Below are 24,722 nucleotides of genomic sequence, written 5' to 3'. Positions count from 1 at the left end.
ACGGCGGCCCGACCTGCGTAGTTATTTAACCTGCGTCACTGCGTCATGCAGCTAGCACCCGGCGGGGATTCTAGCGCAAAACCTGGATACTGTGCACGAAAGCGTCTTTCAACGCCTGGTTGCAGCCACCTGAACGCCTGCCCGCGGCACAGCAACTGCGACACATTTGCAACCGGAATATTGGGCAGATTGCGAATTCGTTCCTAGTATGAAGACGTTATAGCGATTGCGTTGCGTGCCTGCTGGATGCCTCTCTACAAGGAGTCGAGAATGCCTTTGCCTGTCGTTGCTCAGCGGTACCTTACCTTGTTACTGGCCTTGGCCAGCGCTGCCGCCCAGGCCGAGCAAGGCGCCCCAACCGAGGACCCGCAACTGATTCGCGTGCTGCTGGCTGCCGAACTGGAAACGACCCTGTCCAGCCAGATGAGTGGCACCTTGGGCGAAATCCAGACGCACTTCGGCGACCAGGTGGCCAAAGGCGTCACATTGGCACGTTTCAACTGTAACGAAGCCCAGGCCCGTAGCAAGGTCGCGGTGGCTGAACTGGCCATGGCCCGGCAGAACCTGCAGGCCAAGCAACAGTTGCGCAAGCTGGACGCAGTGGGCGACATCGAAGTGGCCGCAGCCAAAACCGAAGTGCAGAAGGCCGATGGGGCCCGCGCCATGGGTGAGGCGCAGATGAGCTATTGTCGGGTCCTGGCGCCGTTTTCGGGCCATGTGGCCAAGGTTTACGTCAAGCCCTACCAAACTGTCAGCGCAGGTACACCGCTGTTTGACCTGGTCAGCGATGGTGCATTGAAGGTGCGCCTCAATGTCCCTTCCAGCCAGTTGAAAACGCTCAGCCCCGGCCAGCCGTTGACGGTTAACGTTCACGAAACGGGCAAGACCTACCCGGCCAAGGTCAGCGTGATCAATGCCAGGGTAGATGCGGTGGCACAGACGGTGGAGCTTGAGGCGCGCTTCGATCAACGCTTTCCCGAACTGATGGCCGGCATGAGCGGCACCGCGCGGTTCGACCATGACCGTGAATAGGCCGCTACCTCACCCACAGCTATTGCTGCAGCTGGACGCCCTGCGCGACAAGGCCATGGCCGCCGAGACGCTGGGCGCACTGGCGTTCAGCATGGCCAACGACCTGTACCCGCTGCTGCCCTTTCACCAGGCGCTGGTGTTCGGCCAAAGCAAGGCCGGCCTTGAACTGCTGTGCGTGTCGGGCCTGGCGCGGCCCAGCGAAGACTCGCCCTACCTGGTCTGGCTCAGGCGCGCCAGCCGTTGGCTGGCCGGGCGTCTGGCCGATGCGCAGCCTACCTGGCTGACCCTGGACAACGCCTCGCCGCCCGAAGACATCGCTCAGGGCTGGACCGAATGGTGGCCTTCGGGGCTGTGGTGTATACCGCTGCACGTCCCTGCCGGCGAGCGCCTGGGCGTGCTTGTACTGCTGCTTGAAGAAGCCCCGCCGCCGGTGGTGCATCAGCAACTCGATGGCCTGATACGCACCTGGGCGTACTGCTGGAACACGCTGACACGGCGCCGCCGGCTCGGTCGATGGCGCCCCAGCCGGCGTCAGGTGCTGGTGACCTTGCTGGTAGCAGCGTCGCTGTTATTGGTGCCAGTGCGTCAGACGGCACTGGCACCGGCACAGATCGTCTCGCGCCAGGCACAGATTGTCAGCTCTCCGATCGACGGCGTGATCGCCCAGGTATCGGTACGACCCAACCAGCCGGTGCAAGCCGGCACGCCGTTGTTCACCCTTGACGAAACCACCTTGCGCAGCCGCGCCGAGGTGCTCGGCAAGGAGGTCGCCGTGGCCGATGCCGAATTGCAGGCTGCCAACCAGCGGGCGTTCGACAACCCGCAAAGCAAAAACGAACTGACCCTGCTGCAAGGCCGCGTCCAGCAGCGACGGGCCGAACTGGCCGCTGTACAAGCGCAACTGCGGCGCACCCAGGTGCTGGCTCCACGCGCCGGGGTGACGGTGTTCAGCGACCCCAACGACTGGCTCGGCAAACCGGTGACAACCGGCGAGCGCATCATGCACGTTGCCGACCCTGCGCAACCGGCCATGCAGATCCAGCTCGCCGTGGCCGATGCCATAGCCCTGGAACCTGGCGCCGAAGTGACCTTGTTCCTCACTGCCTATCCGCTCAGCCCACTCAAGGGCAAGATCCTCGAAACCAGCTATCAGGCCAAACCCAGCGACGATGGCGTGGTCGCCTACCGTCTGCTGGCAAGCATCGACGAGCATTCCGAGCATGCCCGCCTGGGCCTGCATGGCACCGCCAAGCTCTATGGCGACCGCGTCATGCTCGGCTACTACCTGCTGCGTCGCCCGCTGGCCACGTTCCGAGCCTGGAGCGGCTGGTGATGCTGGATCCCAGCGACCTGCCGCTGCCGCCACTGCGCGAGGACCTGCGCCTGTGCGAAGCCGCCGACAGCCGAGAAGGCGAACCGGCGTGGATGATCCACGACACCGTGCTGAACCGCTTCTACCGCATCGGCTGGCTGGAGTTCGAATGCCTGCTGCGCTGGGGCCAGACACCGCGCCAGATCAGCGAGCAGGTGTCGCACGACAGCGCGCTCAAGCCGGATATCGAGCAGGTGCTGGCATTGCGTGCGTTTCTCGAACAACACCACCTGCTGCGCCCAGGCCCCGAGCAACTGGCCAGGCTGCAAACCGCCAACGAGACGCGCACCTGGTCGAGCTGGCGCTGGTGGCTGCACCACTACCTGTTCTTTCGCGTGCCGCTGCTGCGCCCACAAGCGGGCCTGCAGCGCCTGGCCGCTGCCTTGGGCTGGCTGTTCCATCCGCTGACCGGGCTAACGGTGATTGGCTTGACCATCCTGGGCGTGATCCTGGTGATGCAACAATGGGACAGCTTCACTCATGCCGTGGTGGAATCATTCTCCACCGAAGGCCTGTTCAGCTTTGCCCTGGCGCTGGTGGTGGCAAAAACCCTGCACGAGCTCGGCCATGCCCTGGTAGCCACGCGCCTGGGCTTGCGCGTCGGGCACATGGGTGTGGCGTTTCTGGTGTTGTGGCCAATGCTTTACACCGACACCGGCGAAAGCTGGAAGCTCAAGCGTGCCCACCAGCGCCTGGCGATCGCTTCGGCGGGCATCGTCACCGAGCTTTCCCTGGCGGGCTTGGCGACCCTTGGCTGGGCCGTGTGCGACGATGGCGCCCTGCGCAACGCCCTGCTGTACCTGGCGACCACCAGCTGGGTCCTGTCCCTTGCGCTCAATGCCAGCCCTTTCATGCGCTTCGACGGCTATTTCATCCTCAGCGACCTGCTTGACTTCCCCAACCTGCACGAACGCTCTTCTGCGCTGGCTCGTGTAGCCATGCGGCGCACCCTGCTGGGGCTCGACGAAGCCTGGCCGGAGCCTTTTCCCATTGGCCAGCGACGCCTGCTGGTGGCGTTTGCCTTCGCTACCTGGCTATATCGCCTGGTGCTGTTTCTCGGCATCGCCGTGGCGGTCTACCTGTTTTTCTTCAAACTGTTGGGGATCGTGCTGTTCATGGTCGAATTGGCGTGGTTCATCGCGCTGCCGGTGAAACGTGAGCTGAGCCACTGGTGGCAACAGCGGGCACGCATTCCGGGGCAGCGCAAGCGGATATTCTATGTGTGCCTTGGCCTGGCCCTGCTGGCCCTGGCAGTACCTTGGCACAGCCAGGTAAATGCCGTAGGTGTGGCCCGTGCCGAGCACCAGCTGCGCGTCTACACCCCCTACCCTGCACGGCTGAAAAGCCTGCACCAGGCGGGCCCTGTCAAGGCCGGCGACGTACTGGCAGTGCTTGAGGAGCCGGACCTGAACTCACGCATGCGCAGCAGTGAGGCCAGCGCCCGCAGCTATGAGGCACGCTTGTCGGGGCTGCTGGCCGACCCTGCGGGGCTGGCCGAGGATGCTGCCACCCAACAGCGCCTGATGGTGCAGAACGAGGAAGCACGCGCCGCGCGCAGCGAGATTGCCCGGCTCAACCTGCAGGCGCCATTCGCCGGTCACTGGCTGGACCTTGAACCCGACTGGCAGCCTGGCCAGTGGTTCAACCGCCAGCAACCGCTGGGCATCTTGATAGATCCCCGTCACTGGCAGATCGATGCCTACGTCGCCCAGGACCAGGTGCACCTCCTTGCCGTCGGCAACCCGGTGAAATTCTATCCTGAAGGCCAGGCCATCGCCCTGCGCGGCAAGGTGCTGGCGATTGGCAGCACACGCGCCGGGCATTTGGCCCACCGCATGCTCTCTTCACACTTTGGCGGCCCGGTGCAAACGAGCGGTGAAGCGCTTGTACCCAACCATGCACTTTTTCAAGTGCTGGTGGCCCTGGATGAACCGCTGGCCAGCGTGCGCGAAACCCGCGGCAAGCTGAAGATCGATGGGGAAAAGCGCAGCGTGCTGGGCGAGGTGGGCAAATGGCTGTTGGGCGTTGGCCTGCGTGAGAGCGGTTTCTGAACATTGCCTTCCGGCGCCTGCTCCCCCGCCCCGAGAAAACCCGACTACGATTGCTAAAGCTTCGAATCTGGCGACGAACTTCTGAGCAGGGATGGAAATGGACATCAAGAGCAGAGCCGGCTTTGCCACTGCCTCGCGCCCTCGGTCGCACACCGTTGCCCTTGAGCAACGCATTCTCTTCGATGGCGCTGCAGCCACCGCTGTCGATCAACAGCACCACAGCGATGCCAGTGCTGCCGAGAGCAAGGACACTAGCCACCCTGCGCCTACCGCCAGCGAAGCGCAGACCACAACTGCAGCAACCACGCCACGCAACCTGGTAGTGATCGATGCGCGCGTGGAAAACCGCGACCAATTGGCTGCCAACCTGCCGGCCGGCACCACTGCGCTGGTGGTGGACCCTGGCCAGGATGCCATCGCTGCCATCAGCAATGCCTTGGCGCAACTGGGCAAGGTCGACGCCATTCAGGTGTTCTCCCATGGCGCTTCAGGCCAGTTCACCCTCGGCAACCAGGTGTTCACCAGCCAGACGGTCGAACAGTTGGGTGACCGCCTGAGTGCCTGGAGCAGTGAGTTGAACGCCGGTGCAGATATTCAGCTGTATGGGTGTGATGTGGGTAGCGGCAGCGCTGGCCAGGCTCTGGTCAACGAACTGGCACGCTGGACGGGTGCCGACGTTGGCGCATCGAGCAATGCGACCGGCAATTCGTTGGCCGGCGGCGACTGGCGCCTTGAGGTCAGCAATGGCGATGTCGACAAAGCCATCGCTCTGGCAGCTACCACCCTCGACAGCTTCCAGGGCCTGCTGGCCGATGCCAGCCCTACGGCCAGCCTGAATAGCGGTGGGGCCGAGGTGCAGTTGGGCGAACAATTCACCTTCACCGTAAGCTTCAACAACCCCTCGACCCAGGAAGGCTACGCCCCATTCATCGACGTATTCCTGCCTGCCACCGGCCGCGACGGCGATGATGGTGCCACTTTTGTCTCCGCCACCTACCTGGGCCAGGCGGTCAACAGCTTCGTGATCACGTTCGATGCCAACGGCAATGCGACCCACCCCCTGGCCAAGGACGCCAGCGGCAACGCCTTGGTCATCAATGCCGCCAGCGTGGGCATGAAGCCCGGTGACCAGATGGTGGTGCTGCAGTTGCCTTACGCCAGCGTCACCAACGGCCAGCCCAGCATCGACATCCAGATTACCGCGCAACTGAGCAACCTGGCCGACACCAGTTATTCCGACGGCACGCCAAACCTCACCATCAATACCCGTGCGGGCTTCGAATACGGTAACGATTCGCTGAACAACCCTGTGCAAGACCCAAGCCTGGTGGAGAGCGCGCTGCACAGTTTCATCGTCACGCCCACCCTGCTGAAAGTCTCGCAGACGTTGAACATGCCGGAGGGCGAAACGGTCACCGGGCCCAACTTCACCCGCACCCAGACCGTCACCGTCACCCCGGCCCCCGGGCAGACGCTGAGCAATGTCACCATCACCCAGACCGTGCCCGACCAGGTACACGTCAGCGCCATCACGCCAGGGCCGGGCGGCACCCTGACGTCGATCACCTTGCATGACGGTACCGTACTCACCAACCCGGCACTCATCGCTCTGGCACTGGCGAACCCCAATGCTTTCGTGGCCAGCTATGACATCCACTACGACACCCTCAGCGCCGCCAGCACCACGCAAGTCAGTTTCTATGTACCGGAAATCGACGCCAACGGCCGGCCCGTGATCGACCCGGCCACCGGTAACCCGGTAACGATCAACTTCGGCACCGCTAGCGTGACGGGTGACTGGAACCCACTGGACCCGCGCGACCGCCCCACTGACCCGCAAGGCTACCCATTCAACGAAACCGGCAACGGTCAAGGCGCGACGTTCGTCGCCAAGTCGATAACCCTGCTCAAGCAGGTCAACCTGCAGAACGACGTTGGCACCACTGGCCTCACGCCCGGCGATACCTTGCGCTACACCCTGGGCGTGGCGATTTCCGACTTCTTTGCCTTCGGTGAGAACATCCTCGAACAAGGCCAGTTCACCCTGACCGACCTGCTCAGCGATGGCCAGACCTTCGACCCAAGCAACCCGCCGACCCTGGTCATCCAGCAGCATGGCGGCACACAGAGCATTACCCTGATCTACACCCAGACAGTGAATGCCGACGGCAGCACCACGCTGGTCTTCGACATTGCCGAATCCATTCGCCAAGCGGTAGCCGGCCCCGGCGTTGCGGCGCTGTTCGGCGACCTCTACGACGACACCTTGCAGGAAGGCGCCACGCGCCTGAGCATTGTCTACGACGCCCTGATCGACGCCACCTACACCACCGACCACCCGCCCCACGACCAGCTCAACGAAGGCGACAGCGTCGGCAACAACGCCACAGTGGATGCCACCGTGCTGCGTGATGCGGTCAACATCGGGGGCACTCAGACCGACGGTTCCGCCACCACCAGCACCATCCAGTCCTCCACCGTCGATATCGAGCTTACCCAGGTCAACGGCGGCAACCCACCGAGCAACGGCGAACTGCGCCCGGGGGACGTGGTGACCTTCACCATCAACTACGACCTGCTGGTAGCCGACTACGAGAACTTCAAGCTCACGGCCTACCTGCCCTTGCCCCTGCTCAACGCGGCCGGCATCAGCTGGAGCTTTGGCACAGGCGTTGGCCAATGGACGTTCGGCAGCGGCAATACCATTCTCGACGTGCCAGACAGTGTCACTACCGGCCCCGGCAACGCGATCGTCTTCGACTTCGGCAACTACGTGTCCGGGGGGCTAGACGGCGGCACGGTGCAAGTGCGTTTCACCATGGTCGTGGGTGATCAACCCTATGCCGACCAGCGTGCACTGGACGTGCTGGCGCAATCGAGCCAGACCACCACCGTCGACAAGACCGTGCTCACGTCGTCGGATGTGGCGGTGATCGCGTCGGTCGCCGAACCGGTGCTGGACATCAAGCACGGCGTGGTCGCCAGCAGTAACGGCACAGTCACCGGCACCACCGGGAGCTGGGCGGCCCCCGGTACCAGCGGCGTGCCGTTCAGTGGCAGCGTCACCAGCCTGGCAGCGGTGGACGGCAACGTCAGCGGCATCGATGGCGCTGACATCCTGCGCCTGGCCACCGCCCTGAAGAACAGCGGCGGTGGCGGTGCTTACGACGTCAGCACCAGCATCACGCTGCCCGCCGGCCTGTCATTTGCCGGCGGCAGCCTGGGTGCGGCGAACCTGCAGATCTACCGCGGTGACGGCACCCTGCTGGTGCAGGGCACCGACTACAGCGTCAACGGCAACACCATCACGTTCCTCGACGCCAACGGTCAGGCCACCTTGCTGGCCGGCCGCGCCGGCACCGCCGCCGACCTTTCCGGCAGCAACGTGGTGGTCATCACCTATGACGTGACCGTGGCCAACGCCATCCTCGCCTCCAGTACCCTGCAGAGCACTGCGGCACTGACCAACTACGCCAGCGTCGACGGCGGCCAGGACTTCACACCGACCGACCTGGTCGAGGTCGCCAGCCAGCAGGTTGCCGCCCCGGCCATCAGCAAGACCTACAAGGACGGCACCCTCAGCGAAGATGACTCCAGCGCCACGCACACCACCGGCAGCAACCTGGTGATCGGCGAAAGCATCACCTACGACATCGTGGTCACCTTGCCGGAGGGAGCCACGGGCAGCCTGCGCATCAATGACCTGATCCCCCCCGGGCTGCGGCTTGATCCGCGCTTCAATGGCAACCTGGGCTACGAAATCATCACTACCACGGCAGGCAGCGCGGCCTTGACGGCGAACTTCAACGGCGTACTCAACGTCAACCCGGTGACCCTGGACGGCAGCGACGGCGCCGACCTGCTGCTGGTGTTCGGCAGCGCCGGGAGCACAGCCGACAACATCATTGGCAACAACAGTTTCGTCATCCGCCTGGTGCTGGTGGCCAGCAACGTGGCCGGCAACCAGCAAGGCACCACACTCAACAACGGCGCGCAGCTGGTCTACAGCGACCCTGACGGCGACACGCCCAATGGCGCCACTGCGGTGGATCGCAGCATCAGCAGTGCCCAGCAACCTGGCGTGGCCATCGTCGAACCCACCCTGAGCGTCACCCAGCAGGTAACCTCGACCCCGACCTTCGGCGGATTCGACGAAGGCGATACCGTCACCTTCACCATCACCGTGGCCAACAACTCAGGCACCGATGCGTTCGACATCAGCCTGCTGGACGTGCTGCCGACCGAGATCGACAACCTGGTGATCAGCGGCACGATTCAGTACAACGGCGGGGCCAGCAACAACGGCGGCGTCGATTTCGTCATTCTCAACGGCCAACTGGTGACCGCCAGTGGTGCCAACATCGACATTGCCAACGGCGGCAGCATCGTCATTACCCTGTCCGGCGTGGTCAACGCCACTGCCGCAGGCGAAGCAGCAATCCCCAACAATGTCGAAGTGCGCTGGAGCAGCCTGGACGGCACCAGTAACACCACCGACACGGTAAATGGCGAACGCAGCGGCGACGACGGCCGGCTCAATTCAGGCGCACTCAACGATTACCGCGTGTTGAGTGCCCTGCTGATCCCGGTCACCAATGGCATTCAGGTATCTCGCGTAGGCGGTGTGGCCGACACGCCACCGCCCACCAACAGCAGCGGCGCTACCGACACCAGTGGTTTGCTGGAAACCGTGGTGGTCGGTGAAATCGTCCGTTACCGCGTGGCGGTGCTGGTGCCCACCGGCGACAACCCCGATTACCAGATCCGCATCGAACTGGCCGCGGGCCTTGAGTTCATACCCGCCGACCTCAACAATATCCTGATTGCCATGGTATCGAGCCAACTGGGCGGCCTTACCACGGACGCTACCGACCTGCTCAGCGGCGGTACGTTGTACATGACCGGCAACCAGGACAGCGATGTGGCTCTGCCGATTCAGGCAGACCTCAGCGGCACGACACCGTCGGGCACCTTCGACGGCAACAATGGGCGGCTGGTGATCACCACCAACGCCGACGGCAGCCAGACCATCACCTTCAACCTCGGCAACCTGACCAATACCGAGGCCAACGACAGCGACATCGAGGGCGTGATCCTCGAGTTCAACGTGCGGGTCAGCAACGTAGCGGGCAACCAGGCCAGCAGCCAGCTGGGCATGACCGTGTTCGAACACGTCGGTGAAAACGGCGGTGTGGACCGTGGCCAGAGCGATACCGTATTCGAGCGCATCGTGGAGCCCAGCTTCAGCAACCTGGACAAATCGGTCATAGACGTGTCCCCAGGCAGCGGCACCACCGATGCCACAGTATCGGTGAGCTTCACCCAGAACGGCGGTGCGCCGGCCTATAACACCCACCTGGCCGACCAGTTCCCCAGTGGCAGCAACTACCAGGTGCAGAGCATCCTCCTCAACGGCGTGGCACTGGACCTTGGCAACCTGCCCAGTGGGGTGACCTTCAGCGATGGCACGGCAATCGCCGTGGACTTCGCCCGGCTCGCGCCCAACGACTCGGTCCAGGTGATCTATACCGTCACCCTGCCCAACGTCACCATCGCCGACAACGCCGCCAGTGCCGCCGTACTGACCTGGACCAGCCTGCCCACCGACTTCGAAACCACCGGCTGGGGTGGCTCGCTCCCAGCAACAGCTGGTGGTGCTACCGGCGAGCGTACCGGGCAAGACGGCGCCACAGGGCTGAATAACTACATACTCAGCGAAGGTGCCGGCATGGGCGTGGTCCAAGGCACACTATGGGACGACACCCGCAGCGCCACGGATAACGTCACCCCTGACGGCCCTGGCCTGGACGGCATCGGCGTCAGCCTGACCTGGGCCGGCGAGGATGGCGTGTTCGGCAGTGCCGATGACCGTACCTTCAACACCGTGACCGCCAGTGGCGGCCTCTATCAGTTTGCGCTGCTGCCTTCGGGCAGCTACCTCATCGCCGTGGCACAGGACCATCAGGCCAGTGCCAACAACAACTTCCATGTGCGCATCGATACCGACAGCGGCGCCGCAGCAGTCGGCCTGGGCAGCGTAGCTCTCACCCTCGCTGAAGGTTCGACAGGCACGGCCGATGCAGGCTATGTGCATGTGAACGAGGCGCCGATCAACACCGTCTCCGATCAGCGCGGCCAGGAAGACACGGTGTTGCATATCGGCGGCCTGGCCACCAGTGACGTGGATGTGAACGCAGGCACTGCCGATGGCGTCATGACCATCACCCTGACGGTAGTGCATGGGGTCATCTGGCAGGCCGCCACCCCGCCTGCGGCCACTGCCACTCCCCCGGCCGGCGCGGGCCGCAGCCTGGTACTCAGCGGCACTCTGGCCGAACTGAACGTACTGTTGAGCCAGCTCTATTACAAAGGCGACCAGGACTTCAATACCTTCCGCGACCGGGAAACCCTGACCATGGTCACCAATGACCAGGGCAACTTCGGCGATGCACCGCTAAACGGTGATGGCACCCCTGGGCAGAACCCCGCCGATGCGCTAACCGACACGGACGTGATGAATATCGTCATCGACCCGGTCAACGATGCACCGATCGCCAACGCCGACCTGGCCTCCGCCTTGGAAGCCGGTGGCCTGAACAACGCCGACCCGGGCGTGAACCCGACCGGTAATGTGCTGAGCAATGATACCGACGTCGATATCCAGACCAACAACGACGTGCTCACCGTAACCCGTATCGCCAACACCGCCACGCCCGGTGGCGTGGCAGTCGCGGCCAACGGGGTCACCACCTTGCAGGGGTTGTATGGCACCTTGTCGATTACTGCCGGCGGCGGTTTCCAGTACATCGTCGACAACGACAATCCTGCGGTGCAGGCGCTGCGCACGGCGGGCAACTTCATCAGCGAATCTTTCAATTATGACATCGTCGACAGCGGCGGCCTGACCAGCAGCGCCGTGCTGCAAATCGATATTCATGGCGCCAACGACACTCCCGTGGCACAGGGCGATGCCGCCGCCGCCCTCGAGGCCGGCGGTACCAACAACGGCACGCCCGGGCAAGACGCCACCGGCAATGTGCTGGACAACGACACTGACGTGGATGCCGTGGCGCTGGGCGAAACCAAACAGCTCAGCGCAGTACGCTACGACGGCCCGGGCGGCGGTCGGATCATCCCGGTTGCCAGCGGCCAGTCCACCAGCGTGCCGGCGACCTTCGGCACCTTGACCATCAACGCCGACGGCAGCTATCGGTATGTCATCGACAACGGCAACGCCGCCGTGCAGGCGCTCTCCCCCGGCCAGACACTGGTCGAGCAGTTCACTTACCAGATGGCCGATGCCGGTGGCTTGAGTTCCATAAGCGTGCTGGTGATCACCGTCCAAGGCGCCAACGATGCCCCGGTGGCCGTGGACGATCGGGGCAGTGCCAGTGCAGGGGCCAGCGACAACAGCCCGGCGCCGGTCAATGCCGCGGGCAACGTGATCACCGGCACTGGTGGCGTGGGTGCCGATACCGACGTTGACAATCTGGACCAGCCACCCGCCACCCAACTCAAGGTCAACGGTGTGCGTAGCGGGCTGGAAAGCACAGGAGGCGCGCTCACGCCGGTGGCCAGCGGCGCTCCCGCCGCCATCACCGGCACGGTGGCCCGTTTGGCCGACAACAGCCTGATCAATGGCAACTTCGGCCAGCTCACCCTCAACGATGACGGCACCTACAGCTTCGTGGTCAACAGCGCCGACCCCACCATCCGCGCACTGGCCGCCGGGCAAAGCCTGAATGTGATCTTCACCTATCAGGTCCAGGACAGTGGCGGGCTTACCGACCAGGCGCAGTTGGTGATCACGGTAACCGGGGTCAACGACCCTCCCGTGGTCAGCCCGGTTAGCGTCGATGCGATCGAGGCAGGCGGGCTGAACAATGCAAGTCCCGGCCTGGACCCGAGCGGCAGCATCCGTGCAGCGTACAACGACCCGGACGGCGACGCCCTGACCATCAGCGGCGTAATCAGCCCGAATGGCATCAACGGCGCGCCTGGCCAAGCCCTGGCCGGCAACTATGGCAGCCTGGTGCTCGATGCCCAGGGCAACTACCGCTATGTGGTGGACAACGGCAATAGCGCGGTGCAGGCCCTGCGCAGCGATGCTGACAGGCTGACCGAGGTCTTCCAGTACAGCGTCAGCGATGGCAACGGCAAGGTCGTCACGGCCACCTTCACCGTGGTCATCCATGGCCGCAACGACACCCCGATCGCGGCCAACGACAACGCCATTGCCATTGAAGCCGGTGGCAGCAACAACGCTACACCAGGGCAGCCAGGCAGCGGCAACGCCCTTGGCAACGACAGCGATGTGGATGCAGGCGACACCAAGACGGTCGATGGCATTTACCTGGGTACCCTCGCAGCCGGCGGTACCTTCATCCAGGTCAACGCAGGCACGACCGTGGTGGCCGGCGCCTATGGCACGCTGAGCATCGATGCCAATGGCAACTACATTTACACCGTCAATGACAGCCTGGCTGCCGTGCAAGCACTCAAGGCCGGTGAGCAACTGCGCGAAACCTTCGTTTACCGCATGCATGACACTGCCGGTGCCAGCGCCCAGGCGCAGATCAACATCACTGTCGAAGGCCGTTACGATACCCCGGTGGCCCGCGACGACCTCGCCTACGCGGTAGCGGTGGACGACGATGGCACGGGTGGGCGCAACCCCACCGGCAATGTGCTGAACAACGACACCGACGTGGATGCCAACGATACCAAGGCGGTCACCGCCGTGGGCGTGGGCGCCGAAAGCAGCAACCCTGGCCTCGACCCACTGGTCGACAGCGCGACCGTCACCACACGCTACGGCACCCTGACCCTCAACGCCGATGGCAGCTACCGCTTCGTGGTCAACTCCAACGATCCCGACATCATTGCCCTCGGCGCGCTGGGCTTTGTCATCCAGCGCTACACCTATCAGGTTACCGACGCTGGGGGGCTGAGCGACACCGCGACGCTGACCATTCTCATCCGCGGCGAGAACCAGCCGCCCGTTGCCGGCCCCGACCAGGGCCAGGCGGTCGAGGCCGGCGGCATGGACAACAACATCCCGGGCAGCGACCCCAGCGGCAACGTGATGGACAACGACAGCGACCCGGACGCCGTCAACATCCTGTTCCCGGAAGTCCTCGAAGTGCTGGCGTTCTGGACTGGTGACGGCCCGCTGCCAGACAACGCCAGCCTGGTCGGGCAAACCCTGCGCGGCCAGTATGGCGACCTTACATTGAATGGTGACGGCAGTTGGAGCTACGTTCTGGACAACAGCCTGCAGGCAGTGCAAGCACTGCGCGTCAGCGGCCAGACCGTGGTGGACAATTTCACCTACTTGCTGGCAGATGTCTGGGGCGGTACCACCAACGGCCTGCTGACCATCACCATCGACGGGCGCAACGACTACCCTGCGGCCAATGATGATACCGCCAACGCGGTGGAAGCTGGCGGCGTGAACAACGGGACGGCGGGCGTCGACCCCAATGGCAATGTGCTGGACAACGATACCGATGTCGACGGCACGCAGTACGGCGAGACGAAGACAGTGGTGCAGTACACCGGCGAAAACGGCAACACCGCAGTCGCCGGCCAGGTGCTGCAGGGCCTGTACGGCACACTCCTGATCAATGCAGACGGCAGCTACCGGTACGTAGTCGACAACAGCAACCCGACCGTGCAGGCCATGCGCAGCGCAGGCCAGTCGCTGCGGGAAGTGTTCACCTACCGCATGCGCGATACCGCCGGTGTGACCTCGGACGCGCGCTTGAGCGTGACTGTGCAGGGCGCCAACGACAACCCGGTGGCCCGCGACGATGCCAATGCGGCCAGCGACCAGGTACCGGCACCGCACACCAGCGGCAACGTGCTGCCCAATGACAGCGATGTGGATGCCGGCGACGGGCTGACCGTGACCGGCATCCGTGCCGGGCAAGAGTCCGGCGCCGGTGCGGCCGGCGTCATCGGCCGCCCCATCGCCGGCCAGTACGGCACCCTGGTGCTCAATGCCGACGGCAGCTACACCTACACCATCGACCTGAGCAATCCCGACGTGCTGGCGGCTGCGGGCCTTGGGCAAGTACTCAAGGACTACTTCACCTACACCCTCAGCGACTTGGCGGGAGCCACCGACCAGGCTGAACTGGTCATCACGCTGGATATTTCCAGCCCATTCATCCCCGCAGGCCCCCATCAGGACCGTGACGGCAGGGACAGCCTGACAGGCCTGCCGCTGCCGGATGTCAACCCGGCGATCTTCGTCGCACCGGTGGTAGAACGGATCGACGAAAGCCTGACCCTGTCCGCCTGGAGCTCCGATGGCAGTGATGTGCGCCTGTTCGCCACGCCAGAAATCGAAAGCCAGTCGATAGGCAGCCAGCTGGGCCAGGTCAACGGGCAATTCGTTGCCAGCGCCGTCGCACAAAGCCGGCGCGCCAGCGCCGAGGACCAGAACTGGATCGACGGCCGCCACGGCGTCATCAGCCTCACCGCAGACGGCCTTTTGCCCGACCCTTCGGTATGGGCAACGGTGGAAGCCGACATGGTGGCGCAACCGGATAAAAGCTCACAGCCAGCGCAGGGCTTTCGTGCGCAACTGCGAGAAGCCGCGCAGCGTCGCGGCAGCGTTGCCCCCTGACGCCGATACATACACGGATGGACCAAGGACAGCCTATGCCCGTATCGAACTTTAAAGCCCTGAGCACTTTCACTGCATTCAGCGTTCTGCTCAGCGCCTGCTCGGCCTTCGAACCCAAGCCCTACACCGAGGACCAGATGCGCCAGCGGGTGATCGAAGACCAGGCCCGCATGTACAAGGAGCAGGAGCCAGTCAATGGACCAATCACCTTCTACGAGGCCTCGGCGCGCGCCCTCAAGTACAACCTCGACTACCGCTTGAAACTGCTGGAAAGCGCGCTGGCATCGGACCTGCGCGATGTCTCCAGCCACGAGATGCTGCCGCGTCTGGTAGCCTCCGCCGGCTACGCCGGGCGCAACAATGATTCCGGTGGCACATCGATCGGCATCGAGGACCGCCAGGTCAGCTTGCGTCCGTCCACCTCCGAAGAACGTTACCGCACCCTTTACAGCCTTGGGCTGTCGTGGAGCCTGCTGGACTTCGGGGTCGCCTACTTCCGCACGCAGCAGAAGAACGACCAGATGCTGATGGCCGAGGAGCGCCGTGAAAAGGTCGCGCAGAACGTGCTGCAGGATGTGCGCAACGCCTACTGGCGCGCCCTCGGCGCACAGCGTCTGCTGCCCGAGGTGGACGGCCTGCTGATGCGCACTCACCGCGCCCTGACCTCAGCCCGCGAAGCCGAAGGCAAAGGCCTGCTGCCGCGCCAGGACATCCTGGCCTACCAGCGCGCCCTGCTCGATTCGGTGTACATGCTCACCGTGCGCCGCCAGGACCTTGAGTTCGCCCGCGCCGAGCTTGCCGCGCTGATGTCGCTGCCACCCAACACCCGCATGGTGCTGGCCGACGTCACCGAGCAGCCGCTGCCACTGCTGACCAGCAACGTCGAACAGCTGGAGCGTCTGTCCCTGGAGCGCCGCCCGGAAATCATGGAGGAGTGGTATCGCAAACGCGTCAGCATGAACGATCTGAAGATCGCCAAGGCACAGCTGTGGCCAAACGTGAGTTTCAACTACGGCTACGAGTACGACTCCAACAAATACCTGTACAACAGTGACTGGAACCAGACCGGCATCAACGTCTCGATGAACCTGCTGCGCCTGCTGCAGTACCCGGACATCACAGCGGCGGAAAAAAGCCAGGAAAAAACCGATGACATGCGCCGCACAGCGCTGTCCATGGCGATTCTCACCCAGGTCCGCGTCGGCCTGCTGCGCTACCAGCTGGCGCGTCAGGAAGTGGAGTTTGCCGACGAAAGCCTGCGCGTTGACCAGAGCCTGCTCAACTACGCGCAGTCATCGCGCAACGCAGCACTGGGCAGCGAGCTGGAACTGATCCGCGCCGAGGGCCGGCTGCTGCTTTCGCGCTATCAGCGCGAGGCTGCCTACTCCGATGCCCAGGCTGCCTGGGGGCGGCTGTACAACTCGATCGGCTTCCAGGTCATGCCCAAGGAAATCGAGCAACATGACGTGAAGACCCTGGCGCAGGAGATTCAACGAACGGTCGAGCAACAGACGCGGGACAACCTGTTGGCGGCAGGCAAGTAGACGGCACACCGGTACCGCATGAACAAATCTTCATAGTGGCTGTGAGCGCCCGTGTTGCGGGATGAAACGCCGGATGCCCGGCTTCGCGCATCGCGCCTGTCTTGAGGCGCGCCCCCGGCACGCGTAGCATCGCCGCCCCGCATCCTTGTGGGAGCCGGCTTGCCGGCGATTCGAGTGCATGGCACTCGTCTACATCCATGTTGGCTGGCCTGGCGTAGTCGCCGGCAGGCCGGCTCCCACAGGTTTGCGTTCGACCGACACACCACCGCCCATGCCCCAACCGATCCCCCTCAAGGACCACGAAAAGGAAAAGCACCTGGTCAACCGCCGGCTCCTGGCTTGCGCTGCCCTGGTCTTCTGCCTGGTCGCCGTGCTGATCGGCCGTCTCTACGTGCTGCAAGTGCTGCAACACGACCAGCAAAGCGCGGTATCGGAAAACAACCGCGTACACGTACTGCCCATCGCACCCGAGCGCGGGCTGATCTACGACCGCAACGGTGTGGTGCTGGCTGACAACAAGCCCAGTTTCGACCTGACCATGACCCGTGAGCGCGCCGGCGATTCGGCCAAGGTGCTCGACACCCTGACCCAGGTCCTGAGCTTGGGCGAGGATGACCGCAAGCAGTTCGACAAGGACCTGCGCCGTGGACGCAAGCCGTTTGAACCGGTCACCCTGATGGTTGGCCTGACCGAGGAGCAGATCGCCCTGGTAGCGGTCAACCAGTTCCGCCTGCCGGGCCTGGATGTAGAACCGCAGTTCATCCGTGAATACCCGCTGGCCGAGCACTTCGCCCATTCGGTCGGCTATGTCGGGCGCATCAATGAAAGGGAAGCCAAGACCCTCGACAGCACCGAGTATCGCGGCACCCAATCGATCGGCAAGACCGGTATCGAACACTTCTACGAAAGCCAGCTGCACGGCCACGTCGGCTACGAGGAGGTCGAGACCAATGCCCAGGGCCGGGTGATGCGCGTGCTCAAGCACCAGGCCCCTACCCCAGGCGAAGACATTGTGCTGAGCCTTGACGCCCACCTGCAAGTGGCTGCAGAAAAAGCCTTGGGCGACCGCCGTGGGGCGGTGGTGGTGCTCGACCCGGCCAACGGCGACGTGCTGGCAATGGTCAGCAACCCCAGTTTCGATCCCAACCTGTTCGTCAAGGGCATCAGCTTCAAACAGTACGCGGCCCTGCGCGATTCCATCGACCGGCCGCTGTTCAACCGCGTGCTGCGTGGGCTGTATGCACCGGGGTCGACGATCAAGCCGGAAGTGGCCATCGCCGGCCTCGACAGTGGCGTGATCACCCCCGGCAGCCGGGTGTTCGACCCCGGGTACTACGAGCTGCCCAACTACGAACACAAGTACCGTAACTGGAACCGCAGCGGCGATGGCTGGGTAGACATGTACACCGCCATCATGCGCTCCAACGACACCTACTTCTACGACCTGGCGCACAAGCTCGGCATCGACCGCCTGCACGACTACATGGCCGAATTCGGCCTTGGCCATAAGGTCTCGCTGGACATGAACGAAGAGGCTTCGGGTTTGATGCCGTCTGCCCAGTGGAAACGCGCCACCCGCCGCCAGGCCTGGTACCCCGGCGAAACGCTGATCCTGGGCATCGGCCAGGGCTACATGCAGGTCACCCCGCTACAACTGGCCCAGGCCACCAGCCTGCTGGCCAGCAAGGGCGTTTGGCACCGCCCGCACCTGGCCATGACCGTGGGGGGTGAAACCCCGGTGGACCCGAACCCGATGCCCGACATCGTGCTGCACGACCGGCATGCCTGGGACCAGGTCAGCCAGGGCATGCAGATGGTCATGCACGACCCGCGCGGCATTGCCCGCGCCGCCGCCGCCGGCGCCCAATACCGCATCGCCGGCAAGAGCGGCACCGCGCAGGTGGTGGCGATCAAGCAGGGGGAGCGCTACAACCGCAACAAGACCCTGGAGCGCCACCGCGACAACGCCCTGTTCGTCGGCTTTGCACCTGCCGAGCACCCGAGCGTGGTGGTGGCCGTGATGATCGAGAACGGCGAGGCCGGCGGCCGGGTGGCCGGGCCGGTCGTGCGCGAGGTGATGGATGCTTACCTGCTGGATGACCAAGGGCACCTGAAACCGCAGTATGCCGGTGGTGCAGTGCTCAAGCAGGCTCCGCACACCTGAGGCAGCCCGACAGCTTAGCGCTGGCACGCCCATGGTCACATTTCGGTCACGCCACTGTCGTAATCTGCCGGGCAACTCTGTGCCAAAGGTCGCCCGGCATGCTCCGTCTGTTGCTCTTGCTGCTTCCCCTGCTCCCCCTGACGGCCGTGGCCGAGCCTGTGCACCTGCGCGTGCAAGGTTCCAACACCATCGGCGCGGCCCTCTTGCCTGCGCTGGTGCAGGGGCATTTGTGGGCGCAACAGGCAACGGCGATCGAGCAACGGCCAGGCGCTGTGGCCAACGAGACCGTGATAACCGCCGTTGATGCCCAGGGCCAGCCTCTGCGTATCGACATCGCGGCGCACGGCTCGAGCACCGGCTTTATCGCGCTTGGCCGTGGCGAGGCCGACCTGGCCGCAGCGTCTCGCCCCATCAACGATGCCGAGGTGCGCCAGCTCAAGGCGCTGGGTAACTTGCGTGCAGCCGGTGCCGAGCAAGTGATCGGTCTGGATGGTGTTGCAGTGTTCGTCCACCCCGATAATCCCCTGCCACAGCTCACCACCGAACAATTGGCACACATCTTCTCGGGGCGGATCCAGTATTGGGAGCAACTGGGCTTGGCAGGCGGCCCGATACACCTCTATGCACGCGACGACCGCTCCGGTACCTTCGAGACCTTCAAGGCACTGGTGCTGGAACCGCACCAGAGTGAACTGGCCCAGCAGGCGCAGCGTTTCGAATCCAGTGATGAGTTGGCCGATCGGGTACGTACAGATCGCCAGGCCATCGGGTTCAGCAGCCTGGCAGCGGTGCACGGAGCCAAGGTGCTGGCGATCGCCGAAGGCGATGCGCCAGCCATGCTGCCGGACCGCCCGCTGGTGGCGAGCGAGGATTACCCCCTGTCACGCCGGCTGTACTTCTATTTGCCCGCCAACGCCAAACCCCAGGCCAGGGCCTTGGCAGAATTCGCCCAAAGCCCTGCCGGCCAGGCCATCGTCGCCGAGCAAGGGTTCGTCTCACAGCAGGTCAAGTCCCTGGCTGTACCGGCGCAGGTCGACATGCCGCCGCGCTACCGCAACTTGGCGCAGAAGGCCCAGCGCCTGAGCGTCAACTTCCGCTTCCAGGAAGGCAGTGCCAGCCTCGACAACAAAGCGCTGCGCGACATACAGCGCGTCGCCGACTACCTGCGCCAGGCCGGCAAGCTGCACAGCAAGGCGGTGCTGGTCGGCTTTGGCGACACCAAGGCAACACCGGGCCGTGCCGCCCTGCTCTCGCGCCTGCGAGCACAGGCGGTACGCCGTGAGCTGGCGCGCGATGGCGTCGAAGTGCTGGAGGTGACCGGCATGGGCGACGAGTTGCCGGTTGCGGGTAACGAGCTGGAACAGGGACGCTTGCGTAACCGCCGGGTGGAGGTTTGGGTGTACTGAGGCAGGCAGCCGCGCACAGGCTCAGGCAAAAATTTGTAACAGCGCGCCATTCGGCATCACGGGGAAATGGGTCTAGGCTCAAACCCATGTGATACCGGGCCCCTCTGACGGCTACCGCGCCGCCATGTCGGATCACTGTTGCCATGCAACGTCGACAATCAAGGAGGGGCTCATGACAGCTCTACACACATTTCTCACAACACCATTCCTCGGTACCAGCACCTGGTTGTGGCTGGTGTTCATGGCCATCGTCATCGGCCTGCTGGTACTCGACCTGGGCGTGCTGCACCGCAAAGAACGTGAAATCGAAATGCGCGAAAGCCTGCTGCTGTACTCGGGCTATTTCAGCGTGGGCGTGCTGTTCGGCGCGTGGGTCTGGTACCAACTGGGCGCGCAGTCGGCGCTTGAGTTCTACACCGGTTTTTTGGTCGAACAGTCCTTGTCGATGGACAACGTGTTCGTCATGGCGATGATTTTCGGTTTCTTCGCCATCCCCCGTCGTTACCAGCATCGGGTGCTGTTCTGGGGCATCCTGGGGGTGGTGTTCCTGCGTGCGATCATGATCGGCGTGGGCGCAACACTGGTGCAAAACTTTGAATGGGTGCTGTACATCTTCGGGGCATTCCTGCTGTTTACCGGGGTAAAAATGGCGTTTTCGAAAGAAGACAGCCACCCCGACCTGGCCAACAACCCGGTGCTCAAGTTTGTCAGGCGGCACATGCGCGTGACCGACCAGATTCACGGTTCACACTTCTTCGTGCGCCTCACCCCGCCAGGCGAGAGCAAGGCATTGCGCTATGCCACACCGCTGTTCCTGGCGCTGGTGCTGATCGAGCTGGCCGACCTGGTGTTTGCCGTCGACAGCGTGCCTGCAATCTTCGCCATCACGCAGGATCCGTTCATCGTCTACACCTCGAACATCTTTGCCATTCTCGGTTTGCGTTCACTGTACTTTGCCTTGTCGGCATTGATGCACCGCTTCGTTTACCTCAAGTACGCACTGGCGCTGGTGCTGATTTTCATCGGCTGCAAGATCTTCTACCACGGCATGGTGGGCAAGGTGCCAGCACTGCTGTCGCTGGGCGTGACGTTCGGGTTGTTGCTCGGTGGGGTGGTGGTGTCGCTGATCAAGACGCGTGGGCAGAAAGCGGTCATGGATGAAGCGCAAGGGGAACAGCCCCCATCCGCACAGACCAAGAGCGCCAAGAAGGAAGAAGACCCGCAATTGCGGGTCTGACCTTCCCCTTTCCCCTGAGTTTCCTCGATAAACTCAGGACAGCCGGATCAATTCATTTTGGAAAACTTCATCACTAACGCTGCAACTGTTAACCAACCGAAACCAATGATGGTCAGCCATGCAGATATGGCCAGCCGGCGTTTTAGCGCGGCGGGGAATGCTTTTAGCTCCTCAGCATCCACCTGCCCGCGACGCAATACAAAACCTGGGAAGTTGATCAGATTGCCGATCGTACACACCAATAAAAAACGCCACTTGAAACTGGAAGTACCCCAAGTAACCTTTAAGGCCTCAACATATGAATTGCTTGTAATGGAAGAGCAAACAACATCATAGTCGCGCGTCAAAGTGATATATGCATTCATCGCAATTCCGGCCAGAGAAATCACAAACGGCATAATCAAGAATGTTAGTTTTACGGCTACGGGCCAAGCATCAAAACTCATCATCTGAAGACTCAAAAATGTATTCGCCAATACCCTCACCGGCCCACTCACCTAACTTTCCGCCAGCAAAACCGCTTCCTCCGACTACTAAAACACCGCACAGTGGCACCGCTAATCCGCCGGTCCCAACGGCAAATCCAGCACATACTGCTCCGGCAGCCCATGTCGCCAGTGCCGAAGCCGCCATTCCACCCCCTACCCCGCCGCCAAACTTTCCAGACTCTACGAAGCGGGCCTTCCTGCACGCCTCAGTGCTCCCGGCTTGGCAGACCTCCCTCACGTTGAGGTACGACGATGTCGCACCGAGCCCAATGGCTACATTGCCACCTTGCTTGAGATACTTGGATAGCTTCGCCACCTTGTCCAGATGCGTTGCATACCCCGGTATCTGCCCGGCCCCACCCGCCTTCGACCAATGATGAACAAGACTTTTCGTCGAAATATTCAGGCTTTTCTTCAGCCGCTCGTAACTGCCAAGATTCAGCTGTTTATTTAGAAACGCCACCTTCAGTTGATTGTCCAACTGCTGCAACAACTGGCGCCGCGACGCAAAAAACTCTCGACTGTTCAAATGCCCATGTCGCAAAAATTCGCGTTGGTGCAATTGCTCTATCTGGGTCAGAGTATTCCTTACCTGTTTCAATCCCTGGTCCAGCATGTCCTTGCCCACCCCCATCGACTGGCTCGCGCTACTGAGCAACCCGGCAATCTCAGCCTGGTGCTGCACCATGAAATCCGACTCCGCAAAATCAAGTGCCGCTAACGCGTGCCGCACCTGTTGAGCGGCCGCCATCAGTGTGGCTTCCTCGCGGGTACAGGCATCACCATTGTCCGGGTCTGCGATGACGAAGATTTCTCCGGCCTTGAAACCTTGTTCGAACGTGGGGTTCAGCCGCTGCAGACGGGAAATCGGCAACGTAGCGTCATGCTCGAACAGTTTGAGCAACACCTGGGAGAACGACATGCTTCGGGGGACGATAAAGAAACCTGGTTCCAGTGAACCGGGCATTGCAGTTGCAAAACTTTGCGAAAAGCTCTGCGAGTAAGCAGCAGGCGATACTGCGGGGGAAAGCCCGCGATTGGCGGCATATGCCTGCCTGGCTGAGGGTGCCTCGCCCAGCGGTGCAACGACCCGATTGCTACCGGGCGGGCAGCCGCAATTGACCCGTGCGCCATCCATGGCCACGGCACGACCGTCGGAAATGAAATGCCACACACCTTCGGCGACGGTCCCTGCCTCGCCGCAGAGGGGGCAGGGTGTTGTGCTGTCTCCCACCCTGAGGACCATGCGCCCATTAGTCAAAGACCTGGCCCCGGTAGCGATACAAACAGCGCCAGTGGTAGTGGTGTCCCCATCTACCGCCTGGCCTTTCCCATCCAGGTTGAAACGCATTGGCAAGTTCCCTGTGCATTGGTGAGGTTTCGAAACCTAACACCTGCAACAGGGCTTCCAGTGCCTGAAACTGAAAACGAGACGCTTCCTACATCTGCCGCTTACCTTACTTACAAAGACACCCAGAAAAAGTTCGTCGAGCGGGCCCTCACCGCCCGCTACGCAACATATCCACCGGCACATACTTGCCGATCTCATACTTGCCAATCGCCGCCCGGTGCACCTCATCCGGCCCATCAGCCAGGCGCAAGGTACGCTGCATCGCGTACATGTACGCCAGCGGGAAATCCCCACTCACCCCTGCCCCACCATGGAGCTGAATCGCACGGTCGATCACCTTCAATGCGACATTCGGCGCCACCACCTTGATCTGGGCGATCTCACTGCGCGCCACCTTGTTGCCGACCGTGTCCATCATGTACGCCGCCTTGAGGGTCAGCAGCCGCGCCATGTCGATTTCCATGCGTGAGTCAGCGATCTTGTCGACATTGCCGCCCAGCCGTGCCAGCGGCCGGCCGAACGCGGTGCGCTCGACGGAGCGCCTGCACATCAGCTCCAGCGCCCGTTCGGCCATGCCCACCGAACGCATGCAGTGGTGAATACGGCCTGGGCCCAGGCGCCCCTGAGCGATCTCGAAGCCGCGCCCCTCACCAAGGATCACGTTTTCGTAGGGCACACGCACGTTCTCGAACAACACCTCGGCGTGGCCATGGGGTGCGTCGTCGTAGCCGAAGACGGGCAACGGCCGAACGATCTTCACCCCCGCTGCGTCGGTCGGCACCAGCACCATCGAGTGCTGCTGGTGGCGCGGGCCATTAGGATTGGACAGGCCCATGAAGATCATCACCTTGCAGCGCGGGTCGCAGGCCCCGGAGGTCCACCACTTGCGGCCGTTGATCACCCACTCATCACCGTCACGCACGGCAGTGGCGGCCATGTTGGTGGCGTCCGAGGAGGCCACCTCCGGTTCGGTCATGGCAAAAGCCGAGCGAATCTCGCCCCGCAGCAGAGGCTCCAGCCATTGGCGCTTCTGCGCCTCGCTGCCATAGCGCACCAACACTTCCATGTTGCCGGTGTCCGGCGCCGAGCAGTTGAAGGGCTCCGGCCCCAGCAGCGAGCGGCCCATGATCTCGGCCAGGGGCGCGTATTCCAGGTTGCTCAGGCCGGCACCGTACTGCGACTCGGGCAGGAACAGGTTCCACAGGCCCTCGGCGCGGGCCTTGGCCTTGAGTTCTTCCATGATTGCGGTGGGCTGCCAGCGGTCACCCTCGGCGACCTGGCGCTCGAACACCGGTTCAGCGGGATAGACATGGGCATCCATGAACGCAGTGACGCGCTCGCGCAGAGCCTGGACCTTGGGTGAATAGGCGAAATCCATCGGGGCTACCTTCACGGTTCGAAGTACATGGGCAGAGCCTAGAGCAGCGCAGCTCAATCCACCTAG

11 protein-coding genes are annotated in these 24,722 nt (G+C 63.1%); 8 read left to right on the top strand and 3 right to left on the bottom strand.

Annotation, left to right across the window (positions count from 1 at the left end; genetic code table 11):
- Nucleotides 1-270: 270 nt before the first annotated feature.
- The 8 genes from IWW33_RS21850 (at nucleotide 271) to IWW33_RS21815 (ending at nucleotide 21,439) form a co-directional block, all read left to right on the top strand.
- Nucleotides 271-1,032 carry an efflux RND transporter periplasmic adaptor subunit gene (locus IWW33_RS21850; protein ID WP_119687257.1) on the top strand — a complete coding sequence of 254 codons (762 nt, stop codon included), beginning with the start codon at nucleotides 271-273 and terminating at the stop codon, nucleotides 1,030-1,032.
- On the top strand, nucleotides 1,019-2,365 hold the full coding sequence (locus tag IWW33_RS21845) for an HlyD family efflux transporter periplasmic adaptor subunit (RefSeq protein WP_174141869.1): 1,347 nt from the start codon (nucleotides 1,019-1,021) through the stop codon (nucleotides 2,363-2,365). Before IWW33_RS21850 ends, IWW33_RS21845 begins: the two co-directional genes overlap by 14 nt.
- Nucleotides 2,365-4,455, top strand: a complete 2,091-nt coding sequence (locus tag IWW33_RS21840; RefSeq protein WP_174141868.1) for an HlyD family efflux transporter periplasmic adaptor subunit — start codon at nucleotides 2,365-2,367, stop codon at nucleotides 4,453-4,455. Before IWW33_RS21845 ends, IWW33_RS21840 begins: the two co-directional genes overlap by 1 nt.
- A gap of 97 nt (nucleotides 4,456-4,552) precedes the next feature.
- Nucleotides 4,553-15,088 (top strand): VCBS domain-containing protein, encoded by a 10,536-nt coding sequence (locus IWW33_RS21835; protein WP_174141867.1) that lies wholly within the window; start codon nucleotides 4,553-4,555, stop codon nucleotides 15,086-15,088.
- Nucleotides 15,089-15,123: 35 nt separating this feature from the next.
- A complete protein-coding gene (locus IWW33_RS21830; RefSeq protein ID WP_115274511.1) occupies nucleotides 15,124-16,632 on the top strand; it encodes a TolC family protein in 1,509 nt (502 codons plus the stop codon).
- A gap of 271 nt (nucleotides 16,633-16,903) precedes the next feature.
- Nucleotides 16,904-18,796, top strand: coding sequence for a penicillin-binding protein 2 (gene mrdA, locus IWW33_RS21825; protein ID WP_115274510.1), 1,893 nt, complete (start codon nucleotides 16,904-16,906; stop codon nucleotides 18,794-18,796).
- Nucleotides 18,797-18,894: 98 nt separating this feature from the next.
- Nucleotides 18,895-20,202, top strand: a complete 1,308-nt coding sequence (locus IWW33_RS21820) for a phosphate ABC transporter substrate-binding/OmpA family protein (RefSeq protein ID WP_174141866.1) — start codon at nucleotides 18,895-18,897, stop codon at nucleotides 20,200-20,202.
- A gap of 172 nt (nucleotides 20,203-20,374) precedes the next feature.
- A complete protein-coding gene (locus tag IWW33_RS21815; RefSeq protein ID WP_119687262.1) occupies nucleotides 20,375-21,439 on the top strand; it encodes a TerC family protein in 1,065 nt (354 codons plus the stop codon).
- Between the two features lie 47 nt (nucleotides 21,440-21,486).
- Here the strand turns inward: IWW33_RS21815 and IWW33_RS21810 are convergent, their stop codons facing one another.
- The 3 genes from IWW33_RS21810 to IWW33_RS21800 all read right to left on the bottom strand — a co-directional run bounded on the left by IWW33_RS21810 (nucleotide 21,487) and on the right by IWW33_RS21800 (nucleotide 24,656).
- On the bottom strand, nucleotides 21,487-21,888 hold the full coding sequence (locus tag IWW33_RS21810) for a hypothetical protein (protein ID WP_115274507.1): 402 nt from the start codon (nucleotides 21,886-21,888) through the stop codon (nucleotides 21,487-21,489).
- Nucleotides 21,875-23,278: a PAAR domain-containing protein gene (locus IWW33_RS21805; protein WP_115274506.1), complete on the bottom strand. Its 1,404-nt coding sequence runs from the start codon at nucleotides 23,276-23,278 to the stop codon at nucleotides 21,875-21,877. The genes IWW33_RS21810 and IWW33_RS21805 overlap by 14 nt, the downstream gene beginning before the upstream one ends.
- 148 nt (nucleotides 23,279-23,426) lie before the next feature.
- A complete protein-coding gene (locus IWW33_RS21800) occupies nucleotides 23,427-24,656 on the bottom strand; it encodes an acyl-CoA dehydrogenase (RefSeq protein ID WP_174141865.1) in 1,230 nt (409 codons plus the stop codon).
- Nucleotides 24,657-24,722 lie beyond the last annotated feature (66 nt).

It is taken from the genome of Pseudomonas sp. M2 (genome assembly GCF_015751845.1).
GTDB lineage: Bacteria > Pseudomonadota > Gammaproteobacteria > Pseudomonadales > Pseudomonadaceae > Aquipseudomonas > Aquipseudomonas putida_E.
This window is presented reverse-complemented; position numbering and strand designations above follow the sequence as displayed.

Coding starts and splice junctions, on each gene's coding strand:
- IWW33_RS21820 (WP_174141866.1), top strand. CDS start 18,895: ATGCTCCGTCTGTTGCTCTTGCTGCTTCCCCTGCTCCCCCTGACGGCC.
- IWW33_RS21840 (WP_174141868.1), top strand. CDS start 2,365: ATGCTGGATCCCAGCGACCTGCCGCTGCCGCCACTGCGCGAGGACCTG.
- mrdA (WP_115274510.1), top strand. CDS start 16,904: ATGCCCCAACCGATCCCCCTCAAGGACCACGAAAAGGAAAAGCACCTG.
- IWW33_RS21835 (WP_174141867.1), top strand. CDS start 4,553: ATGGACATCAAGAGCAGAGCCGGCTTTGCCACTGCCTCGCGCCCTCGG.
- IWW33_RS21850 (WP_119687257.1), top strand. CDS start 271: ATGCCTTTGCCTGTCGTTGCTCAGCGGTACCTTACCTTGTTACTGGCC.
- IWW33_RS21810 (WP_115274507.1), bottom strand. CDS start 21,888: ATGATGAGTTTTGATGCTTGGCCCGTAGCCGTAAAACTAACATTCTTG.
- IWW33_RS21830 (WP_115274511.1), top strand. CDS start 15,124: ATGCCCGTATCGAACTTTAAAGCCCTGAGCACTTTCACTGCATTCAGC.
- IWW33_RS21800 (WP_174141865.1), bottom strand. CDS start 24,656: ATGGATTTCGCCTATTCACCCAAGGTCCAGGCTCTGCGCGAGCGCGTC.
- IWW33_RS21805 (WP_115274506.1), bottom strand. CDS start 23,278: ATGCGTTTCAACCTGGATGGGAAAGGCCAGGCGGTAGATGGGGACACC.
- IWW33_RS21815 (WP_119687262.1), top strand. CDS start 20,375: ATGACAGCTCTACACACATTTCTCACAACACCATTCCTCGGTACCAGC.
- IWW33_RS21845 (WP_174141869.1), top strand. CDS start 1,019: ATGACCGTGAATAGGCCGCTACCTCACCCACAGCTATTGCTGCAGCTG.